This is a genomic window from Algimonas ampicilliniresistens (assembly GCF_030159955.1).
Classification (GTDB): Bacteria; Pseudomonadota; Alphaproteobacteria; order Caulobacterales; family Maricaulaceae; genus Litorimonas; species Litorimonas ampicilliniresistens.
The window spans coordinates 1596406-1612408 of record NZ_BSNK01000001.1 but is presented as its reverse complement, the minus strand read 5'-3'; the positions used below and the strand labels follow the sequence as shown (position 1 = coordinate 1612408).

16 protein-coding genes are annotated in these 16003 nt (G+C 55.3%); 13 read left to right on the top strand and 3 right to left on the bottom strand.

The annotated features are described in order from the left end of the window. Positions 1 to 1083 carry a serine hydrolase domain-containing protein gene (locus QQL54_RS07690; RefSeq protein ID WP_284389292.1) on the bottom strand — a complete coding sequence of 361 codons (1083 nt, stop codon included), beginning with the start codon at positions 1081 to 1083 and terminating at the stop codon, positions 1 to 3. A gap of 59 nt (positions 1084 to 1142) precedes the next feature. Continuing rightward, a complete protein-coding gene (locus tag QQL54_RS07685) occupies positions 1143 to 3953 on the bottom strand; it encodes a M16 family metallopeptidase (RefSeq protein ID WP_284389286.1) in 2811 nt (936 codons plus the stop codon). Between the two features lie 76 nt (positions 3954 to 4029). Here QQL54_RS07685 and arfB point away from each other — a divergent pair, with 76 nt between their 5' ends. The 13 genes from arfB (at position 4030) to lpdA (ending at position 14825) form a co-directional block, all read left to right on the top strand. Next, positions 4030 to 4458 (top strand): alternative ribosome rescue aminoacyl-tRNA hydrolase ArfB, encoded by a 429-nt coding sequence (gene arfB / locus QQL54_RS07680; protein ID WP_284389284.1) that lies wholly within the window; start codon positions 4030 to 4032, stop codon positions 4456 to 4458. Further along, positions 4455 to 5441, top strand: coding sequence for an NAD-dependent epimerase/dehydratase family protein (locus QQL54_RS07675; protein ID WP_284389281.1), 987 nt, complete (start codon positions 4455 to 4457; stop codon positions 5439 to 5441). Before arfB ends, QQL54_RS07675 begins: the two co-directional genes overlap by 4 nt. Before the next feature lie 131 nt (positions 5442 to 5572). After that, positions 5573 to 5752, top strand: a complete 180-nt coding sequence (gene rpmF / locus QQL54_RS07670; protein ID WP_284389279.1) for a 50S ribosomal protein L32 — start codon at positions 5573 to 5575, stop codon at positions 5750 to 5752. 34 nt (positions 5753 to 5786) lie between these two features. After that, positions 5787 to 7064 carry a phosphopyruvate hydratase gene (eno, locus tag QQL54_RS07665; protein WP_284389277.1) on the top strand — a complete coding sequence of 426 codons (1278 nt, stop codon included), beginning with the start codon at positions 5787 to 5789 and terminating at the stop codon, positions 7062 to 7064. Positions 7065 to 7133: 69 nt separating this feature from the next. Then, entirely contained in the window at positions 7134 to 7448 is a 315-nt protein-coding gene (locus QQL54_RS07660; RefSeq protein WP_284389275.1) for an FtsB family cell division protein, read from the top strand. Positions 7449 to 7515: 67 nt separating this feature from the next. Continuing rightward, positions 7516 to 8529, top strand: coding sequence for a pyruvate dehydrogenase (acetyl-transferring) E1 component subunit alpha (pdhA, locus tag QQL54_RS07655; protein WP_284389273.1), 1014 nt, complete (start codon positions 7516 to 7518; stop codon positions 8527 to 8529). Positions 8530 to 8532: 3 nt separating this feature from the next. Further along, positions 8533 to 8934: an MAPEG family protein gene (locus QQL54_RS07650; RefSeq protein WP_284389272.1), complete on the top strand. Its 402-nt coding sequence runs from the start codon at positions 8533 to 8535 to the stop codon at positions 8932 to 8934. Continuing rightward, the gene (locus QQL54_RS07645; protein WP_284389270.1) at positions 8934 to 10343 is read left to right on the top strand and encodes a pyruvate dehydrogenase complex E1 component subunit beta; all 1410 of its coding nucleotides are present in this window, start codon (positions 8934 to 8936) and stop codon (positions 10341 to 10343) included. The genes QQL54_RS07650 and QQL54_RS07645 overlap by 1 nt, the downstream gene beginning before the upstream one ends. Before the next feature lie 55 nt (positions 10344 to 10398). Then, positions 10399 to 10878: a nuclear transport factor 2 family protein gene (locus tag QQL54_RS07640; RefSeq protein WP_284389268.1), complete on the top strand. Its 480-nt coding sequence runs from the start codon at positions 10399 to 10401 to the stop codon at positions 10876 to 10878. A 1-nt stretch (position 10879) separates the two neighbouring features. After that, positions 10880 to 11221 (top strand): DUF2834 domain-containing protein, encoded by a 342-nt coding sequence (locus QQL54_RS07635; protein ID WP_284389267.1) that lies wholly within the window; start codon positions 10880 to 10882, stop codon positions 11219 to 11221. Then, on the top strand, positions 11211 to 12557 hold the full coding sequence (locus tag QQL54_RS07630; protein WP_348520679.1) for a pyruvate dehydrogenase complex dihydrolipoamide acetyltransferase: 1347 nt from the start codon (positions 11211 to 11213) through the stop codon (positions 12555 to 12557). The genes QQL54_RS07635 and QQL54_RS07630 overlap by 11 nt, the downstream gene beginning before the upstream one ends. An 84-nt stretch (positions 12558 to 12641) precedes the next feature. After that, positions 12642 to 13355, top strand: coding sequence for a hypothetical protein (locus tag QQL54_RS07625; RefSeq protein ID WP_284389263.1), 714 nt, complete (start codon positions 12642 to 12644; stop codon positions 13353 to 13355). Positions 13356 to 13439: 84 nt separating this feature from the next. Then, positions 13440 to 14825: a dihydrolipoyl dehydrogenase gene (gene lpdA, locus QQL54_RS07620; protein ID WP_284389261.1), complete on the top strand. Its 1386-nt coding sequence runs from the start codon at positions 13440 to 13442 to the stop codon at positions 14823 to 14825. Here lpdA and QQL54_RS07615 read toward each other — a convergent pair. Continuing rightward, complete coding sequence (locus QQL54_RS07615) at positions 14822 to 15940, bottom strand: acyltransferase family protein (RefSeq protein WP_284389259.1); 1119 nt, start codon at positions 15938 to 15940, stop codon at positions 14822 to 14824. The two genes, lpdA and QQL54_RS07615, sit on opposite strands and share 4 nt — an antisense overlap. Positions 15941 to 16003: the final 63 nt, after the last annotated feature.

Sequence of the window (16003 nt, the reverse complement as noted above, 5' to 3'; positions counted from 1 at the left end):
TTATTCGGTCTTGCTCGACGGTAGTCCGTCCATCACAGCTGGAATGATGCGATCCTGCAAGATTGACACAGGCTGGAACTGCAGCCTCGATCCGAAATTTGTGCCGGTAAAAGAGGCGACAAGGCCGAGGTCCGGCACGGCGAAAATGAAGTTGCCGCCATTGCCATGCGCATAGTGATAATCGAGCGTCCGGCCATCCATTTCAACGCGGTCGCGCCACCACAAATAGCCATAGGTTGATCGGCGTTCATAGACATCCGTCTGATAGCCAACCATCTCATCAAACCAATCGGGTGAGATGATCTCCGGATTTCCGTCCAGCAGTGTGACGCCGAGCCTGTGAAAATCAGCAGCCGTCATTTCTAGGTGACCGCCCGTATCTGTTCCACCGGTCGGCGTGTCTGCCCACTTGGCTGATGATATGCCGAGCGGCTCGAACAATCTTTCAGTTGCGAAATCTGAGACGCTCATTCCGGATAGATCGGTTATCAATTCACCCAGCAGGACGACTCCGCCGGTGCAGTAGCTGAAATGCTTTCCGCGTTCGTGGGCTCTGGGTTGCGATAGAAAAAATGCCACCCAATCGGGCGTTTCATACATCTTATCTTCCTGGCCCAGTGAGGCTGGAACCCAGTCGTCGCAAGCCATGCCGCTGCGCATAGTCAGCATGTCTTTGACGGTAATTTGGCGTTTTAGGTCGCGGGAATCGAACGAGCTGAAACGGTGTGGAATCAACTTCGCTACGGGTTGATCCACCGACGAAATGAGTCCGTCCTCAATCAGTTCGCCAATCAGAATGGCCGTAACGCTTTTCGTGGCTGAGCGCAGGTCATGCGTGTCATCAGTCGAGACGTCGGATGAGTATTCTTCGATCAACAAGTCGCCATCAACCGTGATCGTCATGGATGTCACACCGGGCCATTCGCCAGCGTCGAAGTCGTCGGACAATTGGTCCAGACTTTGCTCCATCGGTATCGCGGAAACGAGATCTGGTCGGGCGTCGTTTCCTGTCGTGGAACAGGCTCCGAGCAAGCTGAAGATGGCAGTGAGACAGAGCCATCGATTCACGAAGCCTAAGTTCATATTTTGTCTCACGCTCTGCTAGCAAAGCGAGGCCAGTGATAGGCCTCGCTTCGAAAGGCCTAGTTCAGATCAATGATCTCATAGCCCAGATCAGCTAGCCGCTCTTTCTGGCTGGCAGCATCCCCAACAATGACGATCCGCATAGCATCTGGGCGCATATGCGCGCTAGAGAGGGCCAAGGCGTCGTCGAGGGTCATAGACTGAACCCGCGCCATTTCCTGCGCGCGAATGTCGGCAGGAAGGTCATTGCGGCTGATGTCTTGGACGAGGCCCAACTTATCGCCGAGTGTCTCCGTTTTGAGCGCCTGACCGCGCATCAGGGACTCTTTCAACTCTGCCAACTCCGCCTCTGTCATATTGCGGCCATGCTCACCGACAATATCGCGAATGATTTCGAGGCTTTCCTTGGTCGCATTGGTGCGGACGGACGTCCGTACGACGAATGAGCCTAAATCCTTATCGCCGGTTGCGCCGGACCGGATTCCGTAAGTGTAGCCTTTATTGACCCGAAGTTCGGTCATCAGCTTGGACGTGTAAATCGCACCGAGCGGGAAGTTGAGCGCTTCAAGACGGGCATATTCCGGGTCTGTAGAGGTGAGGGCAGGACGCGCCAGACGAATGACGGACTGCTTTGAATCCGGTACATCATAGAAATAGATGCGTGTCTGGTCGACGTCAGCCATGGTTGGGCGAACTTTACTCGTCAGATCGCCTGTGACCGGATCGGCAATCGCGCCGAACGCACTCAGCACGCTTGCTTCTTTATAGTCGCCAACGATGTTCAGGGTCGCAGTGGAAACGTCGAAATAGTTGGTGTGGAAGTCTTTGAGATCATCCAGCGTGATTGACCGAACCTGATCCTCCGTGCCCGCGCCCGCCACTGAGAGCGCGCTATCGGCTGGGTAAGTCAACTTCGCCTCAGCCTGAGTGGCGAGAAAGTTCGGGTTCGCCTGTTCCGCAACGGACGCTTGCGCATATTGTTCGCGCAGCGTTTCGAACTCATCGGCATCGAAGGCTGGCGCATTGATCATGTCGTTGACGAGATTGACCGTGGCGTCGAGATTACGCGCGAGCGTCTTACCTCGGATCGTCGTGAACCGATTGTTGGTGAAGACATTGATCTCGGAACCAAGATTGCCCAGCGCGTCTTCGAAAGCAGCCGTATCGCGCTCACCCGCCCCCTTGAGCAGAAGATCGCCCATCATCACGGCCACACCGGGCTTATCCGCTGTTGCGCGGTTCTTGCCTGCATCAAAATCGATCGCGAACTCGATCAATGGAACTTCGTTCGATTGAATGCCGACAATGTCCAAGCCGTTTGTAGCTTCCGCTCGCCAGATGGCCGGAATAGGCAATGTGTATGGCTCTCCGAAATCAGGTTCGACGGTGCGGTCGAAAGAAGAAGGAGTTGGCTCGAAGATGCGGGCGTCTGGATCATACGGCACATCGGCCTCTGCACCCTGAACCACGACTTCTTCAACCACAGTCGCGGTCTGCGCGCCCTCTAGGCCAAGCTCAAGCTCACCTTTCGGCACGAATGAGGTCGCGATGTAGTTCTTGTCTTTGATGTAGCGGTTATAGACATCCATCACATCGTCGGCGGTCACAGCCCGTAGGGCGGCAATATCATCGTCCAGATAGCCGGGGTCGTCTCGGAAGAGATTATACTCCGCCAGCGCGATGGCTTTACCAAGCGCACTCTGGACTTCGTCATAGACGGCCACTTCGGCTTCCGTCTTGATCCGTTCGAGTGCCTCTTCAGGAATGCCGTCGGCTTCAAATCGGGCAAAGGATTGCTCAATGCCGGGGACGAGATCATCAATGTCTTCGCCGGCCTTGGGTGACACGAATAGATAAATCTCGCCTGCCAGTTCTTTAAACCAAGTGAATGTACCGACCCCTGTTGTCAGTTGTTCTTCGTCAATCATGACTTCGTTAAACGGCGCGCGTTTGCCGTCCGACAGATAGGTCATCAGCACTTCGAGCGCGTAGGAATCTTCGTGATATTCTGCGACCGCCGGCCAAACCATTGTTAGCTGTGGCACTTTGGCGAAACTGTCTTCGTGAATGTAGCTCTTTGTCTCGCCCAGCGAGACGGCTTCGACGATGCGTTCTGGTTGCACGTCGCCAGCCGGAATTTCACCGAAATATGTCTCGACGAGCTCGCGAGCTTCAGCGGGCTCAAAGTCGCCGGTGATCGTGACGGTGACGTTCTGAGGCGTGTACCATTTGGCGAAGAACTCTTTCGTGTCCTCAAGTGTCGCGCCGTCTAGATCGTCGAGCGACCCGATGACTGTGTGATTATAGGGATGGCCAACAGGGTAGATGGCCTTGTTGATGATGTAGAAATTATGACCATAGGGCTGATTGTCGACACGTTGGCGCTTTTCATTCTTCACGACCTGCTTTTCGCGGTCGATGACGTTTTGGTTGACGGTGTTGATGAACCAGCCAAGCTTATCCGCTTCAGCCCAGACGACTTTTTCAAGCGCATCTGACGGAACGGCCTGAAAATACTGCGTCATATCGTTGGTGGTGAAACCGTTCGTGCCTTCGCCGCCGATCCGCGTATTCATCAGATCAAGCCCACCATAGCCGAGGTTTTCTGAGTCCAGGAATAAGAGGTGTTCAAACAGATGCGCGAAGCCTGTCTTGCCTTGGACCTCACGGGCCGAACCCACATGGGCGGCGAGGTTGATCGCCACGATGGGATCAGACTCGTCAACATGCAGGATGACGTCTAGTCCATTATCAAGTGTGAACTTCTCAAACTCCAAGGACGGTAGACTGTCATCGACAGTGTCAGGGGTTGCGGTCGCACAGGCGGCGAGGACCAGAGTGGAAGCAAAAAGAAGAGCGCGCATTTTCATGGGAGTTGTCCATGTTGTTTATCGATAAATTACGTCTCCTATATGCGTCTGTTCTTGCGAATGCTAGGGGAAAGCGATGGACGATCTTCACATTCGAAACGGCCTATATGTGCCCGCGAAGGCGATGAGCGTTGACGCTGTGCGCAGCTCTGGTCCCGGTGGACAGTCGGTTAATAAAACCAATTCGGCCGCGCAGCTCCGTGCCTATGTCGATGCGTTCGGCTGGACGGACGGGCTCATTGTGCGGGTTCTCAATCATCCTGACAGCCGCATCACCAAGTCACAGAGAGCCATCCTGATACAATGTGATACTCATCGCAGCTTCCACCGCAATCAGGACGAAGCGTTGGAGCGTCTTGCGGGGCTGCTTCGCAAAGCGCTGCATCGGGACAAACCGCGCCGTCCGACGCGCCCGTCGAGAAGCTCAGTCAAAAGAGCTGTGAAGTCTCAAAAACGGCGTCAGGAAATCAAGGCAAAGCGTGGCCGTATCAGAGATTGGCCATGAAGGTTCTGGTCACGGGCTCATCGGGTTGGCTTGGACGTCATCTCATTCCAATGCTGCAAGCACAGGGCCATACTCCGGTTGGTTTCGATATTGCGCCGAGTCATTGGACCGATGAAGTCGGCAGCATTTCGTCTCGCGAGACCTTGGCGAATGTCTTTAATCGGCACGACTTTGACGCCGTCATTCATGCCGCGGCGCTGCATAAGCCAGACATCGTACGATACCCACAGCAGGCCTTCATTGATGTCAATGTGACTGGAACGCTTCATCTGCTGGAGCTTAGCGTCGCGCACGGAATTGATCGTTTTGTCTTTACCTCGACGACCTCCTTGATGATCAACCAAGCCATCCGCGCGGAGACAAGTGAAGAGGCGGTATGGTTGGATGAGGATGCCGGGCCGCATGCGCCGCGCAATATTTATGGCGTGACGAAACTGGCCGCGGAAAATCTGTGTCGCCAGCATCATGTCACGCGCGGGCTCAATACTATTGTGCTGCGTACGTCACGCTTCTTTCCGGAAGAGGATGATACGCACCGACTGATGTCAGGTCCCAACATGAAAGCGAATGAATTGTTGAACCGCCGGGCGACAGTGCGCGACATGTGCCGCGCCCATATTCGGGCGATGGAGACCGTTACCGATATCGAATTCGGTCTCTACATTGTATCAGCACCAACGCCGTTTTCCCGGTCCGACACGCTTGCACTGAAATGCGATGCGTCTGCATTGATCGAGCGGATGTTTCCTGATGCCACCGGACTTTACGCGAAGAGAGGCTGGCGTCTTCCAAAGAGCCTCGGCCGGGTCTATGATGGTAGCCGGATCGTCGGTGAACTCGATTTTACGTATGAGACGGATTTCTCCAGCCTGTTGGCTGCCTTACGAACTGAAGGGGAGCTACCGTTCATCCATGATACTCGTTATGAGTCTCCTGCACTCGGCTATCTGGATATTGCGGATCAGCGGGCGTCGGGGTTCTGAATCCGAATGGTAGACAGGCTTGCGATCTTCATAGCGACTCGCTATGGGGCGCGCCGAAGAACGCGGCTTTCGACCTCTTATTGTAAGAGGAAAGGGAGGCCGCGAATTACGTTTTAACGACGGAGGCGACCATGGCGGTCCCTAAGAGTAAGATCAGCAACTCGCGTCGCGGCATGCGCCGTGCGCACGACAAGCTTTCAAACCCGACTTATGTCGAGGATAAAGATAGCGGCGAATTGCGTCGTCCGCATCATATCGACCTGAAATCCGGCATGTATCGTGGCCGTCAGGTCTTGAAAGCCGAAGACTAGTCTTTCCAGAAACGACTGAAATAGGGGATTTCCCATGGTTGAGATCGAAACGGTCTTCGCGCGCGAAATCCTTGACAGTCGAGGCAATCCGACACTTGAAGTCGACATTACGCTCAGTGATGGCGGCTTTGGTCGTGCCGCCGTGCCAAGTGGTGCGTCCACCGGCGCACATGAGGCGGTCGAACTGCGCGATGGCGACAAGGATCGCTATCTTGGCAAGGGCGTCCGCAAAGCGGTTAATAACGTCAATGACGAGATCGCCGATACGATCGAAGGCCTAGATGCTGAAAACCAGCGTGGCATCGACGAAATTCTCAAAGAATTAGACGGAACCGACAATAAGGCTCGTCTCGGTGCGAATGCCACGCTCGGCGTCTCGCTTGCACTCGCCAAGGCTGTGGCCGACTCTCAACAAGTGCCACTCTATCGCTATGTTGGCGGCGCTAACGCGCATGTCCTGCCAGTGCCGATGATGAATATCATCAATGGTGGCGAACATGCCGACAATCCGATTGATGTGCAGGAATTCATGGTCATGCCGGTCGGTGCAGAAAGCTTTTCTGAGGCTTTGCGCTGTGGCGCGGAAATTTTTCATTCGCTCAAGGCTAAGCTGAAAGCTGACGGTCACAACACCAATGTCGGCGATGAAGGCGGCTTTGCGCCAAACCTGTCCAGCACACGGGATGCACTCGACTATATCCTCAAGGCGATTGAAGCGGCGGGCTATAAAGCAGGCGACGACGTTTTCCTCGCGCTCGACGTGGCCTCGACTGAATTTTTCAAAGACGGTCGTTACGAGCTCAAGGGCGAAGGTAAGAGCCTGTCCTCCATCGAGTTCGTCGACTATCTCGCGAAGTTGACCGACGACTATCCGATCATTTCAATCGAAGACGGCATGGCCGAAGATGATTGGACAGGCTGGGTTGAGCTGCAAAACCGGATCGGCGACCGGGTTCAACTGGTCGGCGATGATTTGTTTGTCACCAATCCGGTTCGGTTGAAATCCGGCATCGAAATGGGGGCGGCCAACTCTATTCTCGTTAAGGTCAACCAAATCGGAACATTGTCCGAGACCTTGGACGCCGTTGATATGGCGCATCGTGCGGGCTTCACGGCCGTGATGAGCCACCGCTCTGGTGAAACATCAGACACGACGATTGCGGATCTCGCTGTCGCAACGAATTGCGGACAGATCAAAACAGGCAGCCTCGCGCGTTCGGACCGGTTGGCCAAATATAATCAGCTTCTTCGCATCGAAGAACAGCTCGGTGAAATGGCGCACTATGCCGGACGGTCAGTCCTAAAAAACTGAGCGTTGCCGCCCGATTCGGGCTGAGTCTTTACCGAGTGTAAACCCTGATCCGCCCATATCTGGCGGGTCATGTTGCGGGCCAAAATCAAACTTCCAGATTTCAAGCGCCGCGCGCCTGCCGCGGCTTTGCTCATCCTCTATCTTTATCTCGGATTTCATGCGCTATCAGGCAGCCAAGGGTTAGTCCGGTGGATGGAACACACGGAACGCGCCAAACATTTGCAAGTGAAGCTCGCTGCTTTGGAGGCACGTCGTGAGTCTCTGCAGGCTGATGTCGATCTGCTCTCAGCTGACTCGCTAGACTTGGACGCGCTAGATATAGAAGCAAGGCGCAGTTTATTCGTCGCAAAGCCTGGTGAAATCACAATATGGCTTGACCCTTAGGCAGAGCGTGTAAAGAAGCGCTCAGAATCCCGAAACGACACTCCTGACACCGCTGTCGAGGTGCCTAATGGCCAATGAATCCAAGAAGACGACGAGCTCTGAGGCTCGCAAAACCGATAAGGGCGAGCTCCTCGGTTATTATCGAGACATGCTACTGATCCGCCGTTTCGAAGAACGGGCAGGTCAGCTTTACGGCATGGGGCAAATCGCCGGCTTCTGTCACCTTTATATCGGTCAAGAAGCCGTTGTGACTGGCTGTAAGGCCGCCATGAAAGATGGCGACCAGATGATTACGGGTTACCGGGATCACGGTCATATGCTGGCGCTCGACATGGACCCGAAAGGTGTGATGGCCGAACTGACGGGTCGCGCCACGGGCTATTCCAAGGGTAAGGGCGGCTCGATGCATATGTTCTCAACCGAGAAGAAGTTCTACGGCGGCCACGGCATTGTTGGCGCGCAAGTGCCGATTGGGGCCGGATTGGCCTTCGCCAACCAATACCTCGACAATAAAGCGGTGAGCCTCGCCTTTTTTGGGGACGGCGCGTCAAACCAAGGTCAGGTCTATGAGGCCTTCAACATGGCGAAGCTGTGGGATCTGCCGGTCATCTTCGTGATTGAAAACAATCAATATGCGATGGGGACGAGCGTGCAGCGTGCTTCGGCCGAAACTGAACTATTTAAGCGCGGTATTAGCTTTGAAATTGAGGGTCGACTGGTCGACGGCATGGATGTTCTCGCCGTGCGCGACGCTGCCGCAGAGGCGATCAAGCATGCTCGTTCGGGCAAGGGTCCCATGATTTTGGAAATGAAGACCTACCGTTATCGCGGCCACTCTATGTCCGACCCCGCGAAATACCGCTCGCGCGATGAAGTCACCAAGACCCGCGCAGACCATGATCCTATCGACGCTGTGAAAACGCGTTTGCTCAAAGAAGGTTGGGCCGATGAGGATGAACTCAAGGCGATCGACAAGGACATCAAGGCTGTCGTCAAAGAGTCAGCTGATTTTGCGATTGAAAGCCCAGAGCCTGATCCGTCTGAGCTATGGACTGACGTTCTGATCGACGTGGAGGCGTAAGCGATGCCAACAGAAATCAATTATCTGCTGTCTGCCGTCGCCCTTTACCTGGCGATGATTGTTTTCCAGGCCATTGCTGCCACCTTTTCCGGCAAAGTCACGCTCGGTGACCTTCTTGGTCCGCGCGATAAAATGCCAGCGGACGGTGTTTCGCCCCTTCATGCACGAGCCCGCCGGGCTCAGGCTAACTTCACTGAAGGCATGATCATGTTCATCCCGTTGGTCATGATCACCGTTTATTCGTCCCAAACTACGTCGATGACGGCGTTGGGCGCAGCCTTGTTCTTCTATGGTCGCCTGGCATTTGCCCCGCTGTACTGGTTCGGTATTCCGGTCCTTCGGACGGTGGCTTGGGCCGTGTCGATCGTTGGCATACTCATCTTGCTCGTGGAGCTGGTTACCTAATGGCTATCGATATTCAGATGCCGGCCTTGTCTCCGACGATGGAGGAAGGCACCCTCGCCAAATGGATGGTGAAGGAAGGCGATAGTGTCCAATCCGGCGATATTCTGGCCGAGATTGAGACCGATAAAGCGACGATGGAAGTCGAAGCGATTGACGAAGGCACAATCGGTAAGCTGCTGGTCGCAGAAGGCAGCGAGGGCGTCAAAGTTGGCGTCGTGATCGCTCAATTGCTGGAAGATGGCGATAGCGCGGATGATCTCGTCGCGCCAACGGACGTCACTAACGATGATAAGGGCGACGATAAGCCCGGCTCGACTGGCCCTGACCATCCTGAGAACGACTCGGCGGCTCGCGATGGCTCTGAGGCGCAGGCCCCCGTCGGTAAAGCTGTGGCGAATGACCCAGACATTCCGACCAATATCAAGATGGTTTCGACCACCGTGCGGGACGCCCTGCGTGATGCGATGGCCGAAGAAATGCGCCGCGACGAAACTGTTTTCGTTATGGGCGAGGAAGTCGCCGAATATCAGGGGGCTTACAAAGTCACGCGCGAACTCCTGCAGGAATTCGGTGCGAAACGTGTGATCGACACGCCGATTACCGAACACGGCTTTGCTGGGATTGGTGTCGGCGCGGCTTTCGGTGGCTTGCGTCCCATCGTTGAATTCATGACGTGGAATTTCGCCATGCAGGCCATCGACCATGTCATTAACTCCGCTGCCAAAACGCTCTATATGTCCGGCGGACAGATGCGCTGTCCGATTGTCTTCCGGGGGCCGAACGGTGCAGCGTCCCGCGTTGGTGCGCAACACAGCCAAGATTATTCCAGCTGGTATGCCCATGTGCCGGGCCTGAAAGTGGTCGCGCCCTATGATGCGGCAGATGCCAAAGGCTTGCTCAAAGCGGCGATCCGCGACCCGAACCCGGTCGTCTTCTTGGAGCATGAGCTGATCTATGGCGAGAGTTTCGACGTGCCCGACATGGATGATTTCATTATTCCGATTGGCAAAGCGAAGATCCGCCGCGAAGGCTCGGACGTGACCATTACGGCGCATTCTCGCATGGTGCAGTTTGCGCTCGAAGCCGCCGAAATCCTTGCACAAGACGGGATCGACGCAGAAGTGATCGACATGCGGACGCTGCGTCCGCTCGACACAGACACAGTTATTGAGTCCGTCAAGAAAACCAATCGCATCGTCTGCGCCGAAGAGGGCTGGGGACAGCACGGCGTCGGAGCAGAAATCGCCGCGCGTGTCGTGGCTGAAGCTTTCGATTATCTTGACGCTCCACCCGCGCGCGTGCACCAAAAAGACGTTCCGCTGCCCTACGCCGCCAACCTAGAAGCGCTCAGCCTTCCGGGAACGGAAGATGTGGTCAAGGCAGCGAAAGCCGTGTGCTACAAAGACTAAATAGAAAATCATATCGCGTGCCAGCGAATGGCTTCGACTTAAAAGGAGAGAGAGAATGCAGTATTTGAAATTGGCTTTGGCCGGGGTTGCCGTCGTCGGCTTGTCAGCTTGCGTGTCTGTGGAAGCGAACGTCACAGAACCTATCTCGATGACAGCGCCGTCTTTTTCTGATCGCACCAAGATCAAGGCTGCGGTCATGGATTACTTTGAGGGGCAGGGGCAGGGAAGCTTTGAACGGCTCGACCGCGCTTTCAACGATGACGCGTCGATGTTTGGCGTCACTATAAATGATGACGGTGACGAATATTTGCGCGTCTGGCCGAAGATGAGCGATGTGATCGTCAACTGGTCAGAAACGCCCAGACCGGACGCCCCAGCGCGTGACGGCGAGATTATGAATATTGACGTGGCCGATGGTCGTATTGCCACCGTGATGTTCCGCTCAGCGGATCGTTTCTATGATGCGCTGACCCTCGTGAAAATCGATGGGGAGTGGGAGATCGCGTCCAAGGTCTTCGTTCGCCAAACTCCGTAGTATGTCAGCGCGGGCCTTTCACATATCTGTAGGCTTGGTCGCGCTCGCTTTCACGGCGATTTTTATATCGACCGTTGTTCCAGCCTTACTTGCGGATGGCGATCCCATCGCCGCCGCGATGGCGGGGTTCGTCAATCCATATGCCTCTGGATATGCGTGGGATGCTATTTTATGCTGGGTTATTCTGACCCTCTGGATCCTGTATGAACGCCATACTTTCGGGATCAAGCAGGGCTGGATTTGTATTCTGCTCGGCCTCGTGCCGGGCGTTGCCGTAGGGTTTGGACTCTATCTGATCGTGCGGACACGAAATTTGAATTTGAAGGCTGAACATGCCCATTGAAATCCTCATGCCCGCTCTCTCCCCGACCATGGAAGAGGGCACACTGGCGACGTGGCTTGTGAAAGAAGGCGATACGGTCGCGTCGGGTGACGTTCTTGCTGAGATCGAAACTGATAAGGCGACGATGGAAGTTGAAGCCGTTGATGAAGGCACCGTTGCTAAACTGCTGGTCCCAGGTGGAACGGAAGGGGTGAAGGTCAACGCGCCGATCGCTTTGCTGTTGGAAGAGGGTGAGGATGCTAGCGCGCTGGATGGTTATAGCGCGGGCGGTAGTGCCGCGCCGAAAACTGAGGATGCGGCCACTCCGAAACCAGCTCCAGAAACCAAAGCGGCGACTGCTGATGAGCCTGCGGCTGCAGCGGCCCCGTCCATGTCTACATCGTCAGGTGACCGGGTATTTGCGTCTCCGCTCGCCAAGCGTCTTGCTGAACAAGCGGGACTCGATCTGGCTTCCATCTCTGGCTCTGGTCCGAAGGGTCGGATCGTCAAAGCGGACGTCGAAGCGGCACAATCTGCCCCCAGAACAGACACCAAAACCGCGCCTAGACCGGACACGGCTGCGCAGCCGGTTGCCGCGACCACAACCGAAGTCGGGCTTCCCCGTGCAACGGAAGGCGCTGAGGCACTGTCGAAAATGGGGATCGCGCCCGAAAGCTATCGTCTGGAACCGCTCGACGGCGTGCAGAAGGTCATCGCGCGTCGCCTGACATCCTCCAACATCAATGTGCCAGACTTCCCGCTGACCATTGATTGCGAAATCGATGCACTATTAGCCATGCGCAAAGAATTGAACGGCCAAGCGCCCGAAGGTGTCAAGATTAGCGTCAATGACATGCTGATCCGTGCCTGCGCTCTGTCGCTCAAGGCCGTGCCGGAGAGCAATGCGAGCTATACGGCGGATGGGATTGCCTATCATCATAAAGCCGATGTAGCCGTCGCTGTGGCCAGCGATCGGGGGCTGATCACGCCGATTGTGCGGGAGGCAGAAAACAAAGGTCTCTCGACCATCTCTAGTGAGATGAAAGACCTCGCCACGCGGGCCAGAGACGGCAAACTCAAGCCACAAGAATATCAGGGCGGAAGCTTTTCCATCTCCAATTTGGGTATGTTTGGCATTCGCGAATTCGGCTCGATCATCAATGAACCGCACGGCATGATCTTGTCAGTCGGCGCTGGTGAACCCCGAGCTGTCGTCAAAGACGGCGCCTTAGCAATTGCCACAGTTATGACTGTGACGTTGACTTGCGATCATCGGGTTGTCGATGGCGCGGCTGGCGCGCGTTGGCTGCAACATTTCAAGGGTTTGATCCAGAATCCGCTGACGATGATGCTGTAAAAGAAATTCCCCTGACGGTTGAGTTGGGTTGAGGTCGCTCGCCCGGCTCCCTACGCGTTGAGGTGAGTCTCGCCGGAGCCCGTCATGGTGCTTAAATTTCTGACCGCAGGGGTAATATCCGCCGTCCTCGCGGGCGGCGCCATGTATCTTGCTATGGACGAAGAAACGCTCGCCAAGCTGCGGGCTGGCCCTGAAGCAGCGCCGTCTGTCCCCATAAAGCCTGAACTCCGATCCGGTGGCTCGGCCCAAGATGTCGGCGTGGTTGACCGTTTGCTGGGTCGTGATCAGCCGAACGCTCCCGGACAAGATCTGGCTACTACGGAAACACCGGATCCGCTGAATAGTCGGATTGGTCAGCCCGTTGAAGACGGAACGCCGGCGCGCAAGAAAGGCTGGCTCGAAGATTATCTACCCCGTCGCGACACTGTGCCAACGCCCCGCGTGACCGTTCGAAGTCCGGATCAGCCGCCGCCCGTCGACCCGGCTGTTTTCGACACATTGATAGATCAGGCCGGACGGCTTGAAATCACGGATGCACGGGACGATGCATTTCTCAATATTCTGCACTTTTCGCTGGCTGAACGACGCTATGATGTCGCCGAGGGTATGGTTGAGCGCCTATCGTCGCCAGAGTTGCGTGACACGGCGCGACAGCGGATTGGCATTAGTCACGCCACGGCGGGCCGTATGGATGAAGCGTTTGCCGTACTGGATACGGTTGAGATCAAGGAATTATCCGATCCGATCCGGTTAGAGATTATCCGGTCAGTGACGGCGACCCGCCAGCCCGGCCAGTAATCACTCCGAAAATCATCGCGGAAATCACCCTGTGAATCATCGCTAAAATCTGCCAAAGCGCCCTCGCTACGAGTGAGGAATTTCATGGCTGATTTCGACGTTATTATCATTGGGTCCGGACCGGGTGGCTATGTCACCGCAATCCGTGCCAGCCAGCTTGGCATGAAGGTCGCGGTGATCGAAAAAGCCGAGCTGGGCGGCGTATGCCTCAATTGGGGCTGCATCCCGACTAAAGCGATGCTGCGCTCCGCTGAGGTCTATCATAATATGCAACATGCCTCGGCCTATGGGTTGTCGGCTGAGACGGGATACGACCTTAAAGCCATCGTCAAACGGTCACGCGACATTGCCGCTCAGCTGTCTGGCGGCGTCAAACATCTGATGAAAAAGAATAAGGTTACGGTCATTGCCGGTCATGCCTCTCTGAAAAAAGGTAAGGCTGCGCCAGTCGTGAGCGTCGACGGTAAGGACTATACGGCCGATCACGTAATCGTCGCATCGGGCGCGCGGGCGCGGACGATACCGCCAGCGGGTTTGGAACCCGACGGAAAATTCATCTGGACCGCGCGCGAAGCGATGGTGCCGGACACAATCCCAAAGCGTTTGCTCGTCATTGGATCCGGCGCAATTGGTATGGAATTCGCCAGCTTCTTCTCAGCCTTCGGAGCCGAGACAACTGTTGTGGAAATGATGGATCGTATCCTGCCTGCAGAAGACGCTGAAGTGTCGGCCTTTGCACAGAAACAGTTCGAAAAGCGCGGGCTCACATTCAAGCTGAACACGCAAGCGTCGGTCAAACCAGGGGCTAAGTCGGTCACAGCAACCTTCACAATGGGCGATAAAACGGAAGCATCAGAGTTTGACCGGGTGATTCTAGCTGTGGGAATTGTTGGTAATGTTGAGGATATGGGCTTGGACGCGCTAGGCGTTAAAATCGACCGTAGCCATATTCAGACCGATGAGTTTTCACGGACGGGTGTGCCGGGGCTCTATGCCATTGGTGATGTGACGGGGCCGCCTTGGCTGGCTCACAAGGCGTCGCATGAAGGTATTATCTGCATCGAGAAGATCGCGGGGCAATCGCCGCATCCGCTTAATGTGAACCGAATTCCGGGCTGCACCTACTGCCATCCTCAGGTCGCCAGTGTCGGCCATACAGAAGCGCAGGCCAAAGAGGCGGGTTACGAGGTCAAAGTTGGCAAGTTCCCCTTCATCGGTAATGGTAAGGCTATCGCTTTGGGCGAGGCGGAAGGCTTCGTCAAAACCGTGTTCGACGCGAAGTCAGGCGAACTGCTGGGCGCGCATATGATCGGGGCGGAAGTGACGGAACTGATCCAAGGCTACACAATTGCGCAAACGCTCGAAACAACAGAGCATGAGTTGATCGAGACGGTGTTCCCGCATCCGACACTTTCGGAAATGATGCACGAAGCGACATTGTCGGCTTTTGACCGCACGATCCACTTCTAGTCTAGCAAGACCGTTCTTTCATCATAGGGGCGGGGTCTGCGTCCAAAGCGGAGCCATTCACCAAATCTGGGTTTGTGGGCTAGCATCGGTTTTTCGACATAGGTCCAGGATAACCAAGCGAGTAAAATCACGACGGGCAATGCGGCTAAGAAAAGCGTGGCGACGCCGAGTTGCGGGAACCAGTAAAACGCCACCTGCATTACCGCCCAGTGATAGATGTAAAGGCCATAGGAAATGTCGTCTAAACGCTGCAGTCCCTGCAGTTTAGGCAGGCGGGCATAGGCCGTGAACATGACGATTGTCGCCAATAGTCCATTCATGACCACTTCGAGGACTGGGCTGTTCCTTAGGAGCCAGCACAGACCGAACCAGACCGGGATACCGATCCAGTGGAACGCGATCCGTTCGCGATAGGCAAAAATCACGGCGCCAAGTCCGTAAGCGATGCCGAAGCGGACCATATTTTCAATTGATCCCGGCAGTGCTTCAAACAAGCCAAAGCTGTGCCCTACGATCCAAGCTAGTGCGGGAACGACGAACTGCGCTAACACCATCCATTTTTTCCGCATCAATCCGAGCGAGAATGCAAGCAAAGTGGCGATATAGCAGAGTATTTCAAACCGCAGCGTCCAGAGCGGGGCAGAGGCAAATTGCTCGCCATTGGTCTCGAAAGCGCCCGGAAGGATCATATCCGTATTGACGAAGCTCAGCACTTTAAACGGTTCCAACCACAGGCTCGGCGTGGTGAAATAGTCTGTCAGGGGCAGGGACGTCGCCAATGGCCCAACGATGAGCATAACGAAAAAAACGTGAACCGCTAGAGCCGGGAAAATGCGCAAAACCCGAGCCGACACGAAGGCCGGACTGTCGCCTCGGTAAAGCATTGATTTTGTAACTAGAAACCCACTCGTGATGAAGAACAAATTTACCGCTAAGTAGCTGAACGTGTAGTGGAAAAAGACCTGCGGTTCTCGGTCCGCATCGCCATGCGCAATCGCGAAAGCATGCCCGATCATCACCAGCAAAGCGAAGATCAAACGAAGTGGCGTGAAGAAATTGTCGTGTCCGTTGCGGACATGAACGATCTGGCCAATGGCGTTTGAAGTTATGCTCATGAACGTCTCACGGACAGAACCTATCAATCCTGCGTTAAAAAACTGAGAAAGATGGAGGGTTAG